This is a genomic window from Roseovarius litoreus (assembly GCF_900142765.1).
GTDB classification, from domain to species: Bacteria; Pseudomonadota; Alphaproteobacteria; order Rhodobacterales; family Rhodobacteraceae; genus Roseovarius; species Roseovarius litoreus.
In genome coordinates, this window is record NZ_FRCB01000004.1 from 352843 (window position 1) to 371359 (window position 18517).

Genomic DNA, 18517 nt, shown 5'->3' on the forward strand with positions numbered 1-18517 from the left:
CGCCGCCCGTGGCGCACGAAATCGTGTCCTTGGGCTCAGCCCGCCAGCCAGACATCCAGAAACAGCATGACCACCAGACCCACCGCCAGCCCTAGCGTCGCCTTGTTCTGGTGGCCGCTGCGATGGGTTTCAGGGATGATCTCGTGGCTGATGACATAGAGCATCGCCCCCGCCGCAAAGGCCAGACCCCAAGGCAGCAAAGGCTCGGAGATCGAAATCAGCCCCGCGCCAAGCACACCGCCCAAAGGCTCCACCAACCCGGTCAGCGACGCGATCACCCATGCTCGCGCTCGCCCGTATCCTTCACCCAGAAGAGCCACCGCCACGGCCAGACCTTCGGGCGCGTTCTGCAAGCCGATGCCGATGGCCAGAGGCAGACCGCCTTCGAGCCCATGCGCGCCGAAGCCCACGCCAACCGCCAAGCCTTCGGGGAAATTGTGAATGGTGATCGCGAAGATAAACAGCCAGACCCTCCGCAGCGCCACCGCATCCGGCCCTTCGCGGCCCATTCGGAAATGCTCGTGCGGGAGCGCTTCGTTCATCAGATGCACCGCCGCCATACCGATCAGGATCGACGCGCAGGCGATCAGCGCCGGTATGGCGCCCCGCCCATAGGTTTGCCCCGCCGCATCCAGCGCCGGTATGATCAGCGAAAAGAACGACGCGGCCAGCATGACGCCCGCGGCAAAGCCAAGCGACATGTCCCGAAACGCCCGCCCCGGCTCCCGCCCCGCCAGCACAGGCAAGGCCCCGACCGCCGTCATGAGCCCTGCCGCAAGGCTGCCCAGAAACCCCAGCATCAGCGGTGAGGACAAGCCATCCATCACGCCGGCCTCAGGCCCATTCGCCTTGCCGGAACACCGGAACGCGCGTGCCATCCTCGCGCAGACCGTCGATATCGGTCTCGGCCCCGCCGATCATCCAGTCCACATGGATCAGGCTGGCATTGCCGCCACGCGCGGCGATCTCGTCAGGGCTGAGGCTGTCGCCGCCCTCGAAGCACTGGGAATAGCACTGGCCAAGTGCGATATGGCACGCGGCGTTTTCGTCATAGAGCGTGTTGTAGAACAGCAGCCCCGATTGCGAGATCGGCGAGGAATGCGGCACCAGCGCCACCTCGCCCAGACGGCGCGCGCCCTCGTCGGTGTCCAGCAGCTTTTGCAACACGGCCTCGCCCCGGGTCGCCCGGGCTTCGGTGATGCGGCCTTCTTTGAAACGGACCTCGATATTCTCGATCAGGCTGCCCTGATGCGACAGTGGCTTGGAAGCGCGCACATGACCTTCGGTTCGGGTGGCATGTGGGGTGGTGAACACCTCTTCGGTCGGGATGTTCGGATTGCAGGTGACACCATTGCGCGCCACCGACGCCCCGCCTTGCCATTCATGCCCATCGGCCAGCCCGACCGTCAGATCCGTGCCCGGTCCGGTGAAATGCAGCGCGGCGAACCGCTGCTCGTTCAGCCATTCGGTCCGCGCGCGCAACGTGGCGTTATGCGCCTGCCATGCCGCCACCGGATCGGATGTATCGACACGCGACGCGGCAAAGATTGCCTGCGCAAGCCTGTCCACGGCCTGATCCTCGGGCAGGTCGGGGAACATGCGCCGCGCCCATGACGGGCTTGGATAGCTGGCGATCGACCAGTTGATCGCGAAATTGGCTATATGTTCCAGCGCGGGCTTGTAGGCCATGGAATTGGCCTTGCCGGCGCGCGCCACCTTGGCCGGGTCTTCGTCGGCCAGAAGCATCGGGTCATCGCCCACGACCGCCATGCGCGCAGCACCCCCTTCGAAGGCCTTGGCCATCCCCTCGTAAAGCCAACCCGGCGCGCGGTCGAAACTGTCGTCGGGCGCATGGCGATAACGCGCCAGCATCAACGCCTCATCCCCGAGAATCGGCGTCACAAGCCCCGCGCCCGCGCGATACGCCTCGGCCACGACACGGCGCACCAAGGGCAGCGCCGCCACCGGCGCGGTCAGCACAAGATCCTGCCCCGGCTGCAGGTTCAACCCTACCCTGACCGCCACCTCGGCCAGCTTGTCCAGTTGCGGCGCGTATCTGTCCTCAAGTGTCATGACCTGCTCCTGATTTACTGTCGCGCGCACGTTCGAAGAACCCGGGCCGAAGGTCAAGGCGCCAGCGCCCCCAAGCTTGACTTACCGCCGCCTGATACCAATCTCGTTCGCATCAGCCATTCAAACCAAGAGGTCAGGATGAAACTCAGCGCGCGCAACACGCTCAAGGGCACTGTGACCACGATCGAGAAAGGTGCCGTGAACAGCACCGTTCAGCTTGATATCGGCGGCGGCAATACGATCACCGCAATGATCACCAATGCCTCGGTCGAGGAATTGGGCCTTGCAACAGGCAAGACCGCCTACGCGGTGATCAAGGCCTCGGAGGTGATCGTCGGTACGGACTGAGCCGGCGCGCACCGATTTTTGGCATGAAAAAAGGGCCGCCCCCACTGGCGCGGCCCCCGCGATGGCCCGTGACGGGCCGCGATCCGGCGTCAGCCAGCCTTGCGGCGGTGATTCAACTCGCGCATCAGCGCCTTTGCCGCCAGATGCATCCCCGAATTCTGAAGGGATTCGATCCGCTGTTCGATTTCCTCAATGGTCATATCGCTCATGGCTGTCTCCTTTCGGTTCTGTTTCAGGTCGTGGGCCGAAGCGTCAAATGGCGGCGGGCGGCAAGAGCCGCTCGGGTGTCGCGCGTGACGGTTGATGTCCACTCGGTCCAGCCCTGAGGCCAGCATCTCATGTGGGTGGACCCTTTCGGACCCGGGCATGGTGGCCGTGCACATAGGGCAGGCCCATACCGATGGTGCAGCTGTATATCGGCCCTGAGTTCCGAAAGATCAACCCCAAGTTCCCACCAATGAAAGGGATGAGACGCGCCGGATCAGCTGTCCGGCGCCGCGACAAAGCGCAAATGACCGGTCTTCATCCACAGTGTCGCACCATCCGGCCCGGCACTGAGCGCAAGCGCCTCCCCCTCCGGCAGGCGCAGCCAGTCGCCCGCGCGCAGCCAGTCATCCCCGTCCTGCACAGAGCCCGACAGCAGCAGCAGTTCCAGCCCTCCGACCGGGGTGGATTTGAGCGTGGCACCGGCATCGAGCGCGTAATAGCGCACGATCTCGCGGCCATCGCGGAAAAGCTCGTTGACCTTGACGCCATCGCCTTGCGCGACAAGACCCTCGGCCATTGGTTTGCTGAACTGCGTGCGGTCCTCGGGGTCGAATTGCCAGAGCTTGACGAAGATCGTGCAGCCCTCGTCCGAGCCGGGCGTGTGGCTGGTGGTCGGCGGGTTGCGCACATAGGTTCCGGCCGGATAATCGCCATGCTCATCCTGAAACACCCCGTCGAGCACGATGAATTCCTCGCCTCCGCCATGGGTATGCGGGGAAAAACTCTGACCCGGCGCGAAGCGCACGATGCTGGTGGCGCGCGCCACTTCGTCGCCGATCCTGTCCAGCATACGCCGTTCGACCCCGGGTGAGGGCGAGGGATGCCACGGCTCTTTTTCGGTCCGCACCAGAACGCGCTGCGAAAAATCGGAATTCAGCTCCATGATCTCGTCCTTTCAAGTCGTGTCGCAGTCGGAAGCTGCAAGGCGCGATGCGCGATCCAGCCTTGTGGATTCGATGCGACGGATTATTCTCCCCCGATACTAATGCAAATCACGGGGAGATCATCATGCCGGACGGAAGAAATGCGTCACCGACATCGCGACGCAGCGTCGTGGTTCAGGAATTCACCAACAGTGTTCTCGATCCCGATGCGCCGATGCTCGGCCCGGTCGAGAATGGCGGCACCATCATCGCCAACACCGCACCGGGATGCTGGGGACCGATGATCACACCCCGCCTGCGTGGCGGACATGAGGTCACGAAACCGATCTTCGTGGAAGGCGCCGAGGTGGGAGATGGCGTCGCGATCCGCATCCGCGACATCACAGTGACCTCGATCGCCACCGCATCGGGCCATGACAGCTCGCCCGAAGGGTTCTGTCTGGGCGATCCCTATGTCGCGGCGCGCTGCCCGACCTGCGACACCGTCTGGCCCGAGACGCATATCGAAGGCAGTGGGCAGGATTCGGTCAAATGCGACGTCTGCGGCAATGCCGTAAAGCCCTTCGAAATCGTGCATGGCTATACCGTCACCTTCGACGATACGCGCAGCGTGGGCCTGACCCTGCCGCACGAGGCCGCCGAAACCATCGCCGCGCAGGCCGATCATTACTCGGCGCTGCCCGATGAAAGCCGCCAGCATTCGATCCTGCATTTCGCGCCGTCGGACATGCCCGGTACGTTGATCCGGATGCGGCCCTTCATGGGTCAGCTTGGCACCTGCCCCTCCATGCCGATGCCCGACAGCCATAACGCCGGCGATTTCGGCGCCTTCCTTGTGGGCGCGCCGCATGACTACGGCATCACGCTCGAACAGCTCAACGAGCACAAGACCGACGGCCATATGGATATCGACGCGGTGCGCGCCGGCGCGATCCTTGTCTGCCCGGTCAAGGTGCCGGGGGCGGGCGTCTATATGGGCGACATGCATGCCGGTCAGGGCGATGGCGAAATCGCGGGGCACACGATGGACGTATCGGGCAGCGTCACCCTGCAGGTCGAGGTGGTGAAAGACTACCCGCTCGATGGGCCTGTGCTCTTCCCGCTCGAAGAAGACCTCCCGCCCCTCGCCAAACCCTTTACCGAAGCCGAAAAAGCCAAGGGGCAGCGGCTTGCAACCAAATGGGGCGTGTCGCAGATCGAACCGCTTGCGCCTGTCTCGGTGATCGGCACGGCGGCCAATCTGAACGAGGCGATCGAAAACGGGCTGGCGCGCGCCGCCAAGCTGCTGGACATGACCGTGGCCGAGGTGCGCAACCGCGCCACCGTGAACGGCGCGATCGAGATCGGCCGTGCGCCGGGGGTCATTCAGGTCACGTTCCTCGCGCCCTTGGCCAAGCTGGATGCGGTGGGTCTGGGCGATTACGCCCGCGAGCAATACGGGCTGTGATCGACGCCTGAACATGTGAAACCAGCGGGGGCGCGGACCGGGACTACCGGCGCCGCGCCCCTCATCATTCGTAGCCGGTCATTTCCAGGTACCCCCGCCCCGCATGACTGCCCGACACCACAACCGGGCCCTCCCAATAGGGCACGCTGGTGTGCATCCATGCATCGGGGTTGATCGCCCCCACCTCGACATCGACGCCATAACCCGGCACTTCGAGCCGCCAGCGCGTCGGCACATCGCGCCCCGCGACGCGGGTCGTCTCCAGCGGGCTGGCGATCACCTCTCCGTCCTGCAAGGCACGGGTCGCCCCATCCGGCCCGATCCATGTGCCGGAACTGAACACGGTGCCATCGGTTTGGCGCAGCTGGAACCCCATCAGCTTGTCCCCATCGTCGAAACTCAGCGAGAACCAGTCCCATCCGGTTTGATCCTCGGCCAGCGGCTGCGAGGACCATTCCCGGTCCAGCCAGGCGGTGCCGGTGACCGGCACCACGCCCTCGGGCAGGGTCAGCTGTCCGGATATGCGGAAGAACGGCTGCGAGTAATAGTAGCTCGCCTGCCCCGCCGCCGATTTGACCGAATAGCCGCCATCGCCGTGAAACACCAACGGCCCCTCGGCCTGCAGGCGCATGTCATAGGAAAAGACATCGCCCGTCGCGGTCAGCGTCACATCCTCCAGCGTCTCGCCCGCCATACGCCAATCATCGATCCACGCCTCGAACGGCGCCGCCGTGACACCGGACTGCCCGATCCCGCCACGGGCAAAGCGTTCGGCGCTGTGATGCGCCTGCGGTGTGGTGATCGCGGCATGGGCAAACCAGATTTGCGGGCTGTCCCATCCCGGCCCTTCGCCCGGGGCCAGCGCCGAGCGAAAGAGCGTCCATTGCAACCCGTAGGGCGTACCGTCAGGGCCGCTCAGATTGGCTGTCAGATACCACCACTCGATCCGGTAATCGGGATGCGGGCCGTGATCTTGCGGAAAGGCGAATTGCGGATCGGGCTGCGGCACGGCGAAACCTTGCGCATCGCTGCCCATCCCGGCAAAGCCCTGCGCCAGCGCCTGCACCGGACAGGCCAGCACCAGAACCAGGGCCAGTCGTGCGGCCAGACAATCAGCCTTCATGCGCGAACACCTTCAGCAGTTGCGAGGGCGGCGTCCGCGCCAGCCTGAGCGCGGGCCATGCGGCGGCGGCCATCGCCGCACATAGCGCAAGCGCCCCCAACACCGCGTAATCCAAGGGGAACAGAAACATCGGCAACCGCCAGCCAAACGCCTCGACATTGATGACCGCCAGCAACATCCACGCCAGCGCCAGCCCCAAAGGCACCGCCACAATCAGCGTCAGCGCGGCAAGGATCACCGCGCGCCAAAGCTCCAGCCGGCCCAGCTCGCGGCGTGTGAGGCCAAGCGCCCATGCAGGGGCAAGCTGAGGAATGCGCATGCCCGCCAGCGTCAGCAGGCTCATCAGGATGGCAAAGCCCGCAACCGCCAGCGTGAGCACATTGAGCGCCGCCGTCACGGTGAAGGTCCGCTCGAACACCCCCATGGAAAACGCCTTGAGCGCGGATTGATCGGTGATCTGCCCCTCCTCCACGATGCCCGCATCGATCAGCGCATCGCGCAAGGCATCGGGTGTCTGCGTCCGAAGCCCGAACCGCGTGGCGCGCGTCTCGGGGAACAGTTCGCCGAACAGCCCTTCGCCGATCACCGCCTGACCGATCGGATTGCCGTAATCGCTGACCACGCCCGCAATCAGCACCTCCCGCCCCGGCGCAAGGGGCAGCCTGTCACCCGGCCACAGATCGGCACGGCGGGCCATCTGCTCGTTGATGATCACCGCCTCGCCCGTAGCCACCCGATCCCACACAGCCCCGTCCTGCGCGATGAAGGTCCAGTTGTCGCGATAGGCCGGGCCGACGCGCACGCCGAGTATCTCGGCCTTCTGGCCAGCAAGCCGGCTCTCGGCGGACAAGAGCGGAAGAACGCCCTCCGCACGCCCGTCGACAAAGGACAAAAGCGCCTCCGCCTGATCCGCATCATCGGTGGCCACATAAAGCCCGGCGGTCAGACGTTGATCCAGAAAGCCCGTAAAGGTCAGCCGGAAACTCGACACCATGGTCGACACCCCGATATTCGCCGCCATCGCCAGCAACAGCGCCATCAGCGCAAGACTGAGGCCCGGCACCTGCTGGCGCGTATCGGCCCAGAACCATTCCCACCGCACGGACCTTGCCCGGCACTCGGCCGTCTTGAGCGCGCGTTCAAGGATCAGCGGAAAGACCAATGCCGCCCCGAACAGAAGACAGGCGACACCGGCAAACCCCGCGATCAGACCGCTGCCAAGCCACACCAGCCCAACTGCCATCCCGAAAAGCCCCAGACCCGCCATCGCCAGCAGAGCATGACGCCGGCCTGCAGCCATACTCCATGCGCGCGCATCGCTGTTGGCCAACGCCGGCATCCGTGCGATCCGCCAGAATGCGCCCGAGGCCGCAAGTCCCGTGCCCAGCAGTGCGATCCCCAGACCCGACAGCCACCACGACGGCTCGAGGTTCAGCGCCCCCGACACCTGCGCGCCGTAAAGCCCCTCCAGCGTGGCCGCCACATCCGGCAGAAGGGCCGCCGCCAAAAGGTATCCAAGCACCACCCCAACAGCCCCCGCAATCAAAGCGATCACCGCCAGTTCCGCCGCCATCAGCCCCACCAGATGCCGCAGCGGCAGGCCCAGACTGCGCAGCGTGCGCACCATGCCGCGCCGTTGCTCGAACGCGAGGCCAATCGCGCCATGCACGATGAAGATACCCACCGCGAAACTCAGCAACCCGAACGCCGTCAGGTTGAGGTGAAAGCTGCCGGTCAGCTGCCCGATATCCGAGCTTTGCTGCGACGGGCGCAGCACCAGATCGGGCGCGATCTCGTCCAGCGGGGGACGACCGCGCGGCTGGCTTTCGGCCAGCATCAGGCGGCTGAGCTCCTGCGGGCGATTCAGCAGGGATTGCGCGACGCCGATATCGGTCACCGCCGTGTCGGGCGCCAGCCCCGGATCGGCCACCACGCGCGCTGTCACGCTCCGCGCCAACGCCTCGGCGATATCGGGATGGGCAAAGATCAGCCGTTCGGACAAAAAGCTCTGCAAGGGTGCGTCACCGGCCTGCGTGATCGGCCCTGCACCGCCGGGTGCTGTCAGCGGATCGATCCCGACGATACGCACCCGCTCGCCCCCTGCGTCCAGACTGCCCTCGATCACCGGACCGACAAGCCAGCCCGCGCGGCGCAAACTCACGAAGCGGTCTTGTGCGATCGTATCGCCGCTGCGCGGCACCAGCTGATCGAACCGCCCCTCGCCCAACAGGGCCGCGGCCGCGTCATAGCTGCTGCGCGCCTGCGCATTCAGTGCCTGCACCCCCGACCAAAGCGCCGTGGCCAGCGCCAGCCCCGCCACCAGCGTGAAAAGCTGCAAAGGATTGCGCCGCCAATGCGACCAAAGCGCCTGACCCGCCGCCGCGATCATTCCAACCGCCCCTGCCGCAGATGCAGCCGCCGCCCCGCCCGCGCCGCAAGCGCCGGGGAATGCGTCACCATCATCAGCGCGGCGCCCGTCTCGTGGACCAGTGCCAGCATTTCCTCGATCACAACCGCGGCGGTCGCCTCGTCCAGATTGCCCGTCGGCTCATCGGCCAGCACAAGCCGTGGCCGTGCCGCAAGCGTCCGGGCGATGGCGACACGCTGCTGCTGGCCGCCCGACAACTGCTCAGGGTATTTCGCCAGTTGCCCGGTCAGGCCCAAAGCCTCGGCCAGACGGTCGGCGCGGGCCTGGTCGAAGCGTCCGGCAAGCCGGGCCTGAAAGCTGATATTCGCCGCGACGCTCAGCGACGGGATCAGGTTGAACTGCTGAAACACCACCCCCACCGTGCCACGCCGCAAGGCCGCGCGTCCGGTGTCATCAAGGCGCGTCACCTCCTGACCATCAAGCCGGATGCTGCCGCCATCGGCCGTGTCCAGCCCACCCACCAGATGCAGAAGCGTGCTTTTGCCCGACCCCGACTCGCCGGTCAGCGCAAGGGTTTCGCCTGCGTCCAGCGACAGGCTCACGCCACGCAGCACCTCTGTCGGGCCTTCCGGCCCGGCATAGGATTTCGTCAGATTGTCGATCTGCAGCAACATGGCGCCTCCGTCTGATGGGAAGCTATGCCATGCGCGGCGGATGAAAAGCCACAGGCGCCGAAAATCGGCCCCGTGGCCAATAAAGCGTTCCGCCTTCAACCCGAGGCATCAGCGACAGGCGGAACGCGTGCAACGATTGAACACAGCACCGCATTTCGCGAAAATCCCTGATGCAGGTTTTCCGCGAAACGCTTTGCGTCTCAGCCTGCCATTCGCGTCACTGAATACGCGCGCGCAGCTTGTCGGTGCACAGCTCCATCAGCAGCACGATGGCGAAGATCGCAAGAATGATCATCGATGCGTTGCGATACTGGAACAGATCGAACGCCACCTTGAGTTCCTGCCCAATCCCGCCAGCCCCCACCAGCCCCAGCACGACCGACGACCGCACCGCCTTTTCCAAAGCGAAGAGCGACGCGTTGATCAGCGACGGCATGATGTCCGGCAGGATCGCGCCCACAAGGATCGATCCGCGCCCCGCGCCGATAGCCGACAACGCCTCTTGCGGCTCCTTCTCGGCATCCTCCATCGCTTCGGCAAAGAACCGGCCACAAAAGCCGATCGTATCGACCACGATCGTCATGGTGCCCGCCACGGCCCCCAGCCCGATCGAGGCCACGAAAATCAGCGCCCAGACCAGATCGGGCACCGTGCGCAGGAACGACACGAACGCCTTGACCAGCACATTGCCGCGCCCAAGCGGCGACACGCCCCGCGCCGCACACCACGCGATCGGCAGGCTCAGCACGATACCGATGGCGGCACCGACCAGCGCGATCTGGAAGGTCTCGAGGATGCGCAACCCGATCCGCGCCAGAAACGCCGGTTCGGTGTTGGGCGGCAGCATGCGCCCCACAAGATTGACCATCCCCGGCACACCATCGGCCAATTGCTGCGGCGACGGCGCCACCTTGCCCATCGAGGCAAGGATCACCGCCCCCAAACCCACCAGCAGCGCGAAATTGAGCGGCGAAAACCCCGTGAAGCGGCCAGGCGCCTCCAGCCTGCGATCAGCCATCGAACGTATCCTTGAGATCGGCGCGCGTGACCTGTGCCGCGGGCCGGTCGAACAGCACCTTGCCGCCTTTCAGCGCCACAACGCGATCCGCGTAATCCACCGCATGCGCCATGTCATGCGAGGTATAAAGCAGCGTGATGCCGTGATCCCGGCACAGCTGGGTGAACAATTCCATCACATTGCGCCCTGACACCGGGTCAAGACTGGCGGCAGGCTCATCCGCGATCAACAGGCGCGGACGACGCACAAGCGCACGGGCAATCGCCACGCGCTGCTGTTGCCCGCCCGACAACGCATCGGCGCGCTCCAGCGCCTTGTCGGCCAGATCGACCTCGGCCAGCGCCTGCATCGCGCGATCACGCCATTCGGGCGGCGCCAGAGAATGCGAAAACGCCCGCCAGCTTCCCGCGTCACCGAAAAGGCCATGAATGACATTGGACAGCACCGTGCGGCGCCGCACCAGACAGTGTTTCTGAAAGACGAACCCGGTTTGCCGCCGCATGGCCAGCCGCTGTTTGCGGCTGCCGCGCGCATCCACCGGTTCGCCAAAACAGTGCAGCGTGCCACCCGAGATCGGATGCAACCCGATCAGGCTTTTCAGCAGGGTGGACTTGCCGCTGCCGTTTGAGCCGATCAACGCAACCCGCTCGCCCGCCGCGATCTCCAGATCGACCCCGTCAAGGATCGTGCGGCGCCGGTCATAAGATTTGCATAGGCCACGCGCCGCGATCAGCGGGCCGGTCTGGGCCAGCGCCTGCGCCTTTGCGGCGGCGCCACTCGGGCGGTCGGTCACGAGATCAAGCATCATGCCCCCTGGGGTTTGAACGCAAAAAAGGCCAAGGGCCGGGAGCATCCGCCCCCGGCCTCATCGCCAGCTGGGGCTCAGTTGCCCACGAAGTCGCTCGTATCGACACCGATGGTCGCATACATCGAGCGCACGTAGTCATAATCGCTGTCATCGACCTGCGTCAGGAAGAACCCACCCTTGAACTTCTGGTTGTCTTCGCCGGTCAGAACCGCCTGCATCAGCTCGGCGGAGTGATCGACAAAGGCGGCCTTGACGGCGGCGACAGCCTCCTGATCCATGTCGGAACGCGCCACAAGGATGTCGTTGGGCAGATCGCGGCCCCGCGCCACCACGGTGAAGGACGTATCGGGGAACGCCTCGCGGATGCGGCGCAGATGGCCTTCATTCATGCCCACCGCCTGCACATCACCGCGGATCAGCGCCTCGACAGCCAGATTGCGCGAGATGATCTGCGGCTGGTAGTCGGTGTTATAGGCCAGACCGAAATCCGCCAGAACCTGCGCCGGTCCCAGATGCTGCGAGGTCGAGCCGACCGATCCGAAGGTCACGGTCTTGCCCTTGAGATCCTGCACCGACTTGATCGGACCATCCGACAGGGTGACGATCTGGGCAAAATAGTTCGGGCGCTGCCATGCGGTCACGATCACCGCATCGGTCAGCTCCTTGATGACGACGTATTCGGCCGGGCCGGTCAGCACCAGATCGACCTTGTCCTGCTTCAGCGCCTCGACAGCGGCGGTGCGCGACGAGACCGGGAACAGATCGACTTCATAGCCGGTCAGCTCTTCGAGTTTGGCCTCGAACGCGCCGAACTCCTGTTGCAGGGCTTCAAGCCCTTCGATGTCGGTGACCGCGAATTTGAGCGGTTCGGCGAAGGCGGGGGTGATGGCAGCGACGGAAACCGCGGCGGCGGCGAGCAGGGAACGGATCATTGAGCCTCTCCAAGATGTCCAGAGTTGTGTATACAGGAACGTCACACAAGCGATGCATAAGGGATTCGATTGACACTTTCGTGACACGGAGACCAAAGACCCCATGACCAACGCCTGGACACTCACCGGCGGCGAAACCTTGCTGCCCGACGGCTTCACCGACACCGATCTGCACCTGTCCGGCGGGCGGATCACTGCGGACCGGCCCGATGACGCGCAGAGCTTCGATGCAAGCGGCGCGTGGATCCTGCCCGGCATCGTCGATCTGCATGGCGACGGGTTCGAATCCATCGTGCAACCCCGCCCCGGCGTGCATTTCCCCCATGCCCTCGCCTATGCCGAGGCCGATGCCCAGATGATCGCCAACGGGATCACCACCGGCTATCACGCGCTGACGGTGTCTTGGGAACCGGGCCTGCGCGATATCGCGATATCGCGCGCGCTGGTCGCCTCGCTCAACGATATCGCCCCCCGCCTTGCCTGTGACACGCGGCTCAATATCCGGTGGGAAACCTTCGCGATCGATCACGTGGACGAGGTGATCGGCTGGCTGGCCGCGCGCCCCGGCGATATCCTGTCGCTCAACGATCATACGACCGCCAACCGCGCGCTCGACGACGACAGCGCCAAGCTCAAGCGGATGGCGGCGCGCATGCACCTCTCCCCCGCCGACGCCAAGCGCGAGATCAACCGCATCTGGGACCGCCGCACCGAAGTGCCCGCCGCCACCGACCGGATCTGCGAACGGGCTACGGCACTTGGCCGCCCCGTGATGTCGCATGACGACATGACCGTCGAAGACCGGCTGACAGGGCGCGCGCGCAAGGTCACCATCGCCGAATTCCCGATGTCCGCCGACGCCGCGGGCGCCGCTCGCGATGCGGGCGAACATGTCGTACTCGGCGCGCCCAACGCGCTGCGCGGCGAAAGCCACAATGGCGCGCTATGCGCCACGCAGGCCATTGACGCGGGGCTCTGCACCGTTCTGGCATCGGACTATTACTATCCCGCCCCGTTCCATGCGGTCTTTCGCCTGCACGATGCCGGGGTGCTGCCTCTGGCCCAAGGCTGGGCGCTGATATCGGCCAACCCGGCAGCGGCGGTCGGACTGCAGGATCGCGGCACGCTTGCCCCGGATCAGCGCGCCGACCTGCTTGTGGTGGACAAACAGACGCGTCACATTCGGGCGGTCTTCGTGAACGGCAGAAAGGTTCTGGATCGTGGCTGAAGCATCCGTCGCCCCAAGAGGCGGCTCTTCTCTTCTGGCGCTGGCGCAGCGGCCCTATGAGGCCCGCGCGCTGCGCCCGATCTGGCTGCAGATCTACGACAGGCTGTCCGAGGCCATCGACAGCGGCCTTGTCGCACAGGGCGCCAAACTCCCCGGCGAGGTGCAACTGGCCGAAATGTTCCGCGTCAACCGCGTCACCATGCGCCGCGCACTGGCCCTGCATCAGAGCGAAGGCAAGCTGCAGGCCCGCAAGGGCGTCGGCATCTTCGTGCGCCAGACGCCCCGCGCCTTCGTGATCCAGAACGACATGCGGTTTTCCGACTCGCTGATCGGCTGCGGGCAGGACGTGACCACGCGCACCCTGCGGCTCGAACGCGCGGCACCCGGCCCCGAGGCGGCGCGCCTTTTTGGGCTGTCACCGCGCGACAGGGTGATCGTGCTGCACCGGATGCGACTGCTAGATGGCGCGCCGATCTATTTCACCCGCAAGGAGTTGCCAGCCCACCGCTTCCCCGATTTCGAACGGCTTTACGAGCGGCTGCAATCCGTCAGCGCGGTCTACAAGGCGTCGGGCATCCCCTGGTTCCGCCGCGCCGAAACCCGTGTGCGCGGCGGTCTGGCCACACCGGACGAGGCCGAGATCCTCGGCATTAACGCCAAGACACCGGTGCAGCATGTCACCGCGATCAACCGCACGGCGGATGGCGCGGCGATCGAATACAATCGCGGGTGTTGGGCCATGGCCAGCGTGGAATTCGTGTTCGTCTCACCCGAAGGCTGACGCGCCCCCGATCAGCCGAAGTCGCGTCGCGTGCGATTGGCGAAAGCCACCAGCGACAGCATGACCGGCACCTCCACCAGCACCCCCACCACCGTGGCCAGCGCCGCGCCGGAATTCAGCCCGAACAGGCTGATCGCCACCGCCACCGCCAGTTCGAAGAAATTCGACGTGCCGATCAGCGCGCAGGGCGCCGCGATCCGGTGCGGGACCTTCATGATCCATGCCGCCGCATAGGCCACCGCGAAAATGCCGTAGGATTGCAACAGGATCGGCACCGCAATCAGCACGATCACCAGCGGCCGCTCCAGAATGACATCGCCCTGAAGCCCGAAGAGGATCGCCACCGTCGCAATCAGCCCGACCATCGAGAACGGCTTGACCCGCGCCTTGAACGCCTCGATCCGCGCCTCGCTTTCCAGCCGCGCTCGGGTCAGCAGCCCCGCCGCCAGCGGCAGCGCCACGAACAGAACCACCGACAGCACCAGCGTCTCCCAAGGCACGGTGATATCCGTCACCCCCAGCAGAAACGCCACGATCGGCGCGAAGGCAAAGACCATGACCACGTCATTCACCGTGACCTGCACCAGCGTGTAATTCTCGTCCCCCCGGGTCAGTTGCGACCACACGAACACCATCGCCGTACAGGGCGCCGCCCCCAAAAGGATCAGCCCGGCGATATAGCTTTGCGCATCCTCGGGCGCGATCAGATCGGCGAAAACGCCCTCGAAGAACAGCACCGCAAGGGCTGCCATGGTGAACGGCTTGATCAACCAGTTGACCGCCAGCGTGATCCCCAGCCCCTTGGGCTGGCGGAACACATGGCGCAGTTGATGCGGATCGACCCCCACCATCATCGGATAGACCATCGCCCAGATCAGCACCGCCACCACAAGGTTGACGCGCGCGATCTCGGCGGCGGCGATCATCCCCACCAGCCCCGGCGCCAGCGTGCCGATCACGATCCCGGCGAACATCGCCGCCGCGATCCAAAGGCTCAGATACCGTTCGAAACTGCTCATGCCCGTGTTTCCGCCTGATGCGTCTGCGGCTCAAGTCGGCCCGCCGCCAGGGCGCTCAGCCCGACCATGACCGCCGCCGTGGCAAGGCACAAGGCCAGACCACCGATCTGATAGGTCAGCCCCGACAGCACCGTTCCGATCAACCGGCCCGCCGCATTGGCCATGTAGTAGAACCCCACATCCATCGTCACCCGCTCATCGCGGGTGAACGCCAGGATCAGATAGGAATGCAACGCCGAGTTCACCGCGAACAGCCCACCGAACACCAGCAATCCCGCGACCACGGTCGCCGTCAGGCCCGGTGACGGCCCCTCCGACAGGCCCACCGCCAGTGCCAGCACCGCCGGCACGATGCACAGCACCGCCGCCCATCCGCGCGCCGCGCGGATCAGCTCGGCCTCGGGGCGGGTGGCGGCGCGCAAGAGCCTCGGGGCCGCTGCCTGCACCGCGCCATAAAGGATGATCCACCCCGCCATGAACGTGCCGATCATGAAGAACGCCGCCCGGTTGCCCGCCGTGCTGCCATCCGACAGCACCGCGTAGAAATAGATCGGGATGCCCACCACGAACCACACGTCGCGCGCCCCGAACAGCACCACCCGCGCCGCACTCAGCCAGTTGACGTTCCGCTCGCTGGAAAACACCTCCGAGAATTTCGCCCCCTTGCGTCCGCGCGGCAGCCCCGACGGCATCGCAAGACCCACCGCACACAGGATCACCGCCAGCACCAGCGCCATCGCCAGCACCGCCCAGGTGAACCCCGCAACCGCCAGCAGCGCCGCCCCCAGCAGGAATCCCAGCCCCTTCACCGCGTTTTTCGATCCCGTCAGGATCGCGACCCACCAAAACAGCCCGCCATTTCCCTTGGGCGCCAGCAGCTTGACCGCCGATTTCGACGACATCTTGGCCAGGTCCTTGGCCACGCCGCTGGCCCCCTGCACCGCCATCACATAGGCGACCGACGCGCCAAGCGCCCAAGCCGGGTCAAGCTGCGTCAGCGCAAGCAGTGCCGCCACCTGAAGCCCGAGCCCCGCATAAAGCGTCGCCGTCAGCCCGAACCGCGCCGCGATCCAGCCCGCCGACAGGTTGGTGACCATGCCCGCGATCTCGTAGAGCACGAACAGATAGGCCAGCTGCACCGGGCTGAAGCCAAGCGTGTGAAAATGCAGCAGCACCAGCATCCGCAGCGCGCCATCGGTCAGCATGAAGGCCCAATAAGCCGCCGTCACCGCGACATAGGCCGACAGTCCTTCGGGGCGTTGGCTCACAGCGCGGTCCCGACCATGCAGGCCACATCCACCAGACGATGCGCATAGCCCATCTCGTTGTCATACCAGACATAGACCTTCACTTGCGTCCCGTTGATGACCATGGTCGAGGGCGCATCGACGATCCCTGAGCGCGTGTCATTGGTGTAATCCGCCGACACAAGCGGCCGCTCCTCATAGCCCAGAATACCCTTGAGCTCCGTCTCCGACGCCGCCTTGAACAGCGCATTGACCTCCTCCACGCTGGTCTCGCGCTCCAGCTCGAACACGCAATCGGTGAGCGACGCATTCAACAGCGGCACCCGCACCGCATGGCCATTCAGCCGCCCGGTCAGCTCGGGATAGATCAGCGTGATCGCCGTGGCGCTGCCTGTGGTGGTCGGAATGAGCGAATTCAGCGCCGATCTTGCCCGCCGCAGATCCTTGGCGGGCCGGTCCACGATGGTCTGGGTGTTGGTCACGTCATGGATCGTGGTGATCGAGCCGTGGCGGATGCCGATTTTCTCGTGCAGCACCTTCACGACCGGGGCAATGCAATTGGTCGTGCAACTGGCCGCCGTCACGATCCGGTGGCGTGCCGGCTCGTATATCGCCTCGTTCACCCCGTATACGATATTGGCCGCATCCCCGTCCTTCACCGGGGCAGACACCACGACCTTCTCCACACCCGCCTCGAAATAGGGCGCAAGCTTCGCCTCGGTCTTGAAGACGCCGGTGCAGTCGATCACCACATCGACACCCTCGAGCGGCAGATCCTCGATCCGCGACGCCCCGATGAACGGCAGCCGCGTGCCGTCGATCGTGATGCTGTTCGCATCATGCCCGAAGGCGGCATCCCACCGGCCGTGCACCGTATCGAATTCCAGAAGATGCGCGTGCATTTCCGCGTCACCCACCGCATCGTTGATCCAGGCGATCTGCGCCCCGCGCTCCAGAAGCGGACGCAGCGCCAGCTTGCCCACGCGGCCAAGCCCGTTCAGTGCATAGACCGTCATGCCGACACCTCGCCCGCATCGCGTGCGATATCATCCACGGCCTTTTGCAACGAAATCCGGTCCAGCGTCTCGAGCGGCAGCGCCGTGAAGGCCAGGATCCGGTTGCGCAACGCGCCATAAGCCTGCTGGAACGCAAGGCTTTTCTGCGCATCCGTGCCTTCGGCCTTGACCGGATCGGGCATCCCCCAATGGGCGCTGATCGGCTGGCCTTCCCATGCCGGGCACTCCTCGTTGGCGGCCTGATTACAGACGGTGAACACGAAATCCATCACCGGCGCCTCCGGCCCGGTGAACTCCGAGACGTTCTTGGCGCGCAGGCCGGAAATGTCATGGCCCTTCGCCCGCAGCACCTCGAGCGCGAAAGGGTTCAACTCCGATTGCGGACGCGTGCCCGCGGAAAAGACGTCGAACCGATCCCCGGCTTCGGCGCGCAGCAGCGTTTCGGCAAAGATGGATCGGGCGGAATTGCCGGTGCAGATGAACAGCACGTTGTATTTGCGGTCGGACATGGCGGGCATACCTTTTTCAGAAGCTCCGGAAAGGGAAACGCAGGCATCGGGACGCCCGCGACAGCAATCGTTGAACAGGAAATCCATGATCTCGCCCGCCGCTTCGGTCCTCGCCGTGTAGAGCAACGACGTGCCCTCGCGCCGCTGGCTGACCAATCCCGCCGCCGACAGCGCCGACAGATAGACCGACAACGTCGAGGGCTTGATCTCGAGCGCACGCGCCACCTCACCTGCAGGCACCGCATCGGGATAGCGCCGCATCAGCAGACGAAAGACCGACATGCGTCCCGGATGGGACAGCACGTCAAGACGGGAGAGAATCACTTTTTCCATATTTCATGAATATTGGAAATAATGGGGATTTGCATGTGAAACTTTCATGACAGCTACAGGATACACGGCGTTTGCGACAAAATATTTACATAACCGGTTTTCTGGTTTAATTTTGTTGCATGACACAGACCAGCCCCCATGCCCGAGCCCTGGCCGCGCTTGGCCACGATGCCCGCCTGTCGATCTTCCGCCTTCTGGTCAAGGCCGGTGACGCCGGCCTGCGCGTCGGCGATATCGGCGATCACCTTGGCCTCGCGCCCTCAACCCTTGCGCATCACCTGTCCAGCCTCGTCGATGCCGGACTCGTCCTGCAGGACAAGCGCGGCCGCGAGGTCTACAACCGCGTGGATTATCCCGCGATGCAACGGGTGCTGGCCTTTCTCACATCCGAATGCTGCACCGGTGTCACGATCCGGTCCAAGGATACCGCCACATGACCACA

Annotated in this window: 18 protein-coding genes; 5 read left to right on the forward strand and 13 right to left on the reverse strand. The window is 65.0% G+C overall.

From position 1 onward, the window contains the following. Positions 1–35 precede the first annotated feature (35 nt). The gene (locus tag F3H35_RS10275) at positions 36–824 is read right to left on the reverse strand and encodes a ZIP family metal transporter (RefSeq protein WP_149779590.1); all 789 of its coding nucleotides are present in this window, start codon (positions 822–824) and stop codon (positions 36–38) included. A 10-nt stretch (positions 825–834) separates the two neighbouring features. Then, positions 835–2073 carry an aminopeptidase gene (locus F3H35_RS10280; protein WP_149779513.1) on the reverse strand — a complete coding sequence of 413 codons (1239 nt, stop codon included), beginning with the start codon at positions 2071–2073 and terminating at the stop codon, positions 835–837. 138 nt (positions 2074–2211) lie between these two features. On the opposite strand from F3H35_RS10280, the gene F3H35_RS10285 reads away from it, so the two are divergent. After that, the gene (locus F3H35_RS10285) at positions 2212–2421 is read left to right on the forward strand and encodes a TOBE domain-containing protein (protein WP_149779514.1); all 210 of its coding nucleotides are present in this window, start codon (positions 2212–2214) and stop codon (positions 2419–2421) included. A 481-nt stretch (positions 2422–2902) separates the two neighbouring features. Here F3H35_RS10285 and F3H35_RS10290 read toward each other — a convergent pair whose 3' ends face one another. Next, positions 2903–3571: a cupin domain-containing protein gene (locus tag F3H35_RS10290; RefSeq protein ID WP_149779515.1), complete on the reverse strand. Its 669-nt coding sequence runs from the start codon at positions 3569–3571 to the stop codon at positions 2903–2905. Positions 3572–3696: 125 nt separating this feature from the next. On the opposite strand from F3H35_RS10290, the gene F3H35_RS10295 reads away from it, so the two are divergent. Then, on the forward strand, positions 3697–5019 hold the full coding sequence (locus F3H35_RS10295; protein WP_149779516.1) for an acetamidase/formamidase family protein: 1323 nt from the start codon (positions 3697–3699) through the stop codon (positions 5017–5019). 64 nt (positions 5020–5083) lie between these two features. Here F3H35_RS10295 and F3H35_RS10300 read toward each other — a convergent pair whose 3' ends face one another. From F3H35_RS10300 to F3H35_RS10325, 6 genes are all read right to left on the reverse strand, one after another. Beyond that, on the reverse strand, positions 5084–6142 hold the full coding sequence (locus F3H35_RS10300; RefSeq protein ID WP_149779517.1) for a lipocalin-like domain-containing protein: 1059 nt from the start codon (positions 6140–6142) through the stop codon (positions 5084–5086). Continuing rightward, positions 6132–8531, reverse strand: a complete 2400-nt coding sequence (locus F3H35_RS10305) for an ABC transporter permease (RefSeq protein ID WP_149779518.1) — start codon at positions 8529–8531, stop codon at positions 6132–6134. The genes F3H35_RS10300 and F3H35_RS10305 overlap by 11 nt, the downstream gene beginning before the upstream one ends. After that, the gene (locus F3H35_RS10310; protein WP_149779519.1) at positions 8528–9184 is read right to left on the reverse strand and encodes an ABC transporter ATP-binding protein; all 657 of its coding nucleotides are present in this window, start codon (positions 9182–9184) and stop codon (positions 8528–8530) included. Before F3H35_RS10310 ends, F3H35_RS10305 begins: the two co-directional genes overlap by 4 nt. 217 nt (positions 9185–9401) lie before the next feature. Beyond that, entirely contained in the window at positions 9402–10202 is an 801-nt protein-coding gene (phnE, locus tag F3H35_RS10315; RefSeq protein WP_149779520.1) for a phosphonate ABC transporter, permease protein PhnE, read from the reverse strand. Beyond that, positions 10195–11010 carry a phosphonate ABC transporter ATP-binding protein gene (locus F3H35_RS10320; protein ID WP_149779521.1) on the reverse strand — a complete coding sequence of 272 codons (816 nt, stop codon included), beginning with the start codon at positions 11008–11010 and terminating at the stop codon, positions 10195–10197. The genes phnE and F3H35_RS10320 overlap by 8 nt, the downstream gene beginning before the upstream one ends. 74 nt (positions 11011–11084) lie before the next feature. After that, the gene (locus F3H35_RS10325; RefSeq protein WP_149779522.1) at positions 11085–11942 is read right to left on the reverse strand and encodes a PhnD/SsuA/transferrin family substrate-binding protein; all 858 of its coding nucleotides are present in this window, start codon (positions 11940–11942) and stop codon (positions 11085–11087) included. Between the two features lie 103 nt (positions 11943–12045). Between F3H35_RS10325 and F3H35_RS10330 the strand changes: the two genes are divergently transcribed. Together F3H35_RS10330 and F3H35_RS10335 are read left to right on the forward strand one after the other, a co-directional pair. Beyond that, positions 12046–13170, forward strand: coding sequence for an alpha-D-ribose 1-methylphosphonate 5-triphosphate diphosphatase (locus F3H35_RS10330; protein WP_149779523.1), 1125 nt, complete (start codon positions 12046–12048; stop codon positions 13168–13170). Then, positions 13163–13951, forward strand: coding sequence for a GntR family transcriptional regulator (locus F3H35_RS10335; protein ID WP_149779524.1), 789 nt, complete (start codon positions 13163–13165; stop codon positions 13949–13951). The genes F3H35_RS10330 and F3H35_RS10335 overlap by 8 nt, the downstream gene beginning before the upstream one ends. Positions 13952–13962: 11 nt before the next feature. Here F3H35_RS10335 and arsB read toward each other — a convergent pair whose 3' ends face one another. Genes arsB through F3H35_RS10355 form a run of 4 tightly spaced genes read right to left on the reverse strand, consistent with a single transcriptional unit; the run spans position 13963 to position 18075 of the window. Further along, the gene (gene arsB / locus F3H35_RS10340; protein ID WP_149779525.1) at positions 13963–14970 is read right to left on the reverse strand and encodes an ACR3 family arsenite efflux transporter; all 1008 of its coding nucleotides are present in this window, start codon (positions 14968–14970) and stop codon (positions 13963–13965) included. Next, a complete protein-coding gene (gene arsJ / locus F3H35_RS10345) occupies positions 14967–16238 on the reverse strand; it encodes an organoarsenical effux MFS transporter ArsJ (protein ID WP_149779526.1) in 1272 nt (423 codons plus the stop codon). Before arsJ ends, arsB begins: the two co-directional genes overlap by 4 nt. Then, entirely contained in the window at positions 16235–17233 is a 999-nt protein-coding gene (locus tag F3H35_RS10350) for an ArsJ-associated glyceraldehyde-3-phosphate dehydrogenase (protein WP_149779527.1), read from the reverse strand. The genes arsJ and F3H35_RS10350 overlap by 4 nt, the downstream gene beginning before the upstream one ends. Next, positions 17230–18075 (reverse strand): arsenate reductase/protein-tyrosine-phosphatase family protein, encoded by an 846-nt coding sequence (locus F3H35_RS10355; RefSeq protein WP_149779528.1) that lies wholly within the window; start codon positions 18073–18075, stop codon positions 17230–17232. Before F3H35_RS10355 ends, F3H35_RS10350 begins: the two co-directional genes overlap by 4 nt. A gap of 119 nt (positions 18076–18194) precedes the next feature. Here F3H35_RS10355 and F3H35_RS10360 point away from each other — a divergent pair, with 119 nt between their 5' ends. Beyond that, positions 18195–18512 carry an ArsR/SmtB family transcription factor gene (locus F3H35_RS10360; RefSeq protein ID WP_149779529.1) on the forward strand — a complete coding sequence of 106 codons (318 nt, stop codon included), beginning with the start codon at positions 18195–18197 and terminating at the stop codon, positions 18510–18512. The last annotated feature ends 5 nt before the right edge of the window (positions 18513–18517 follow it).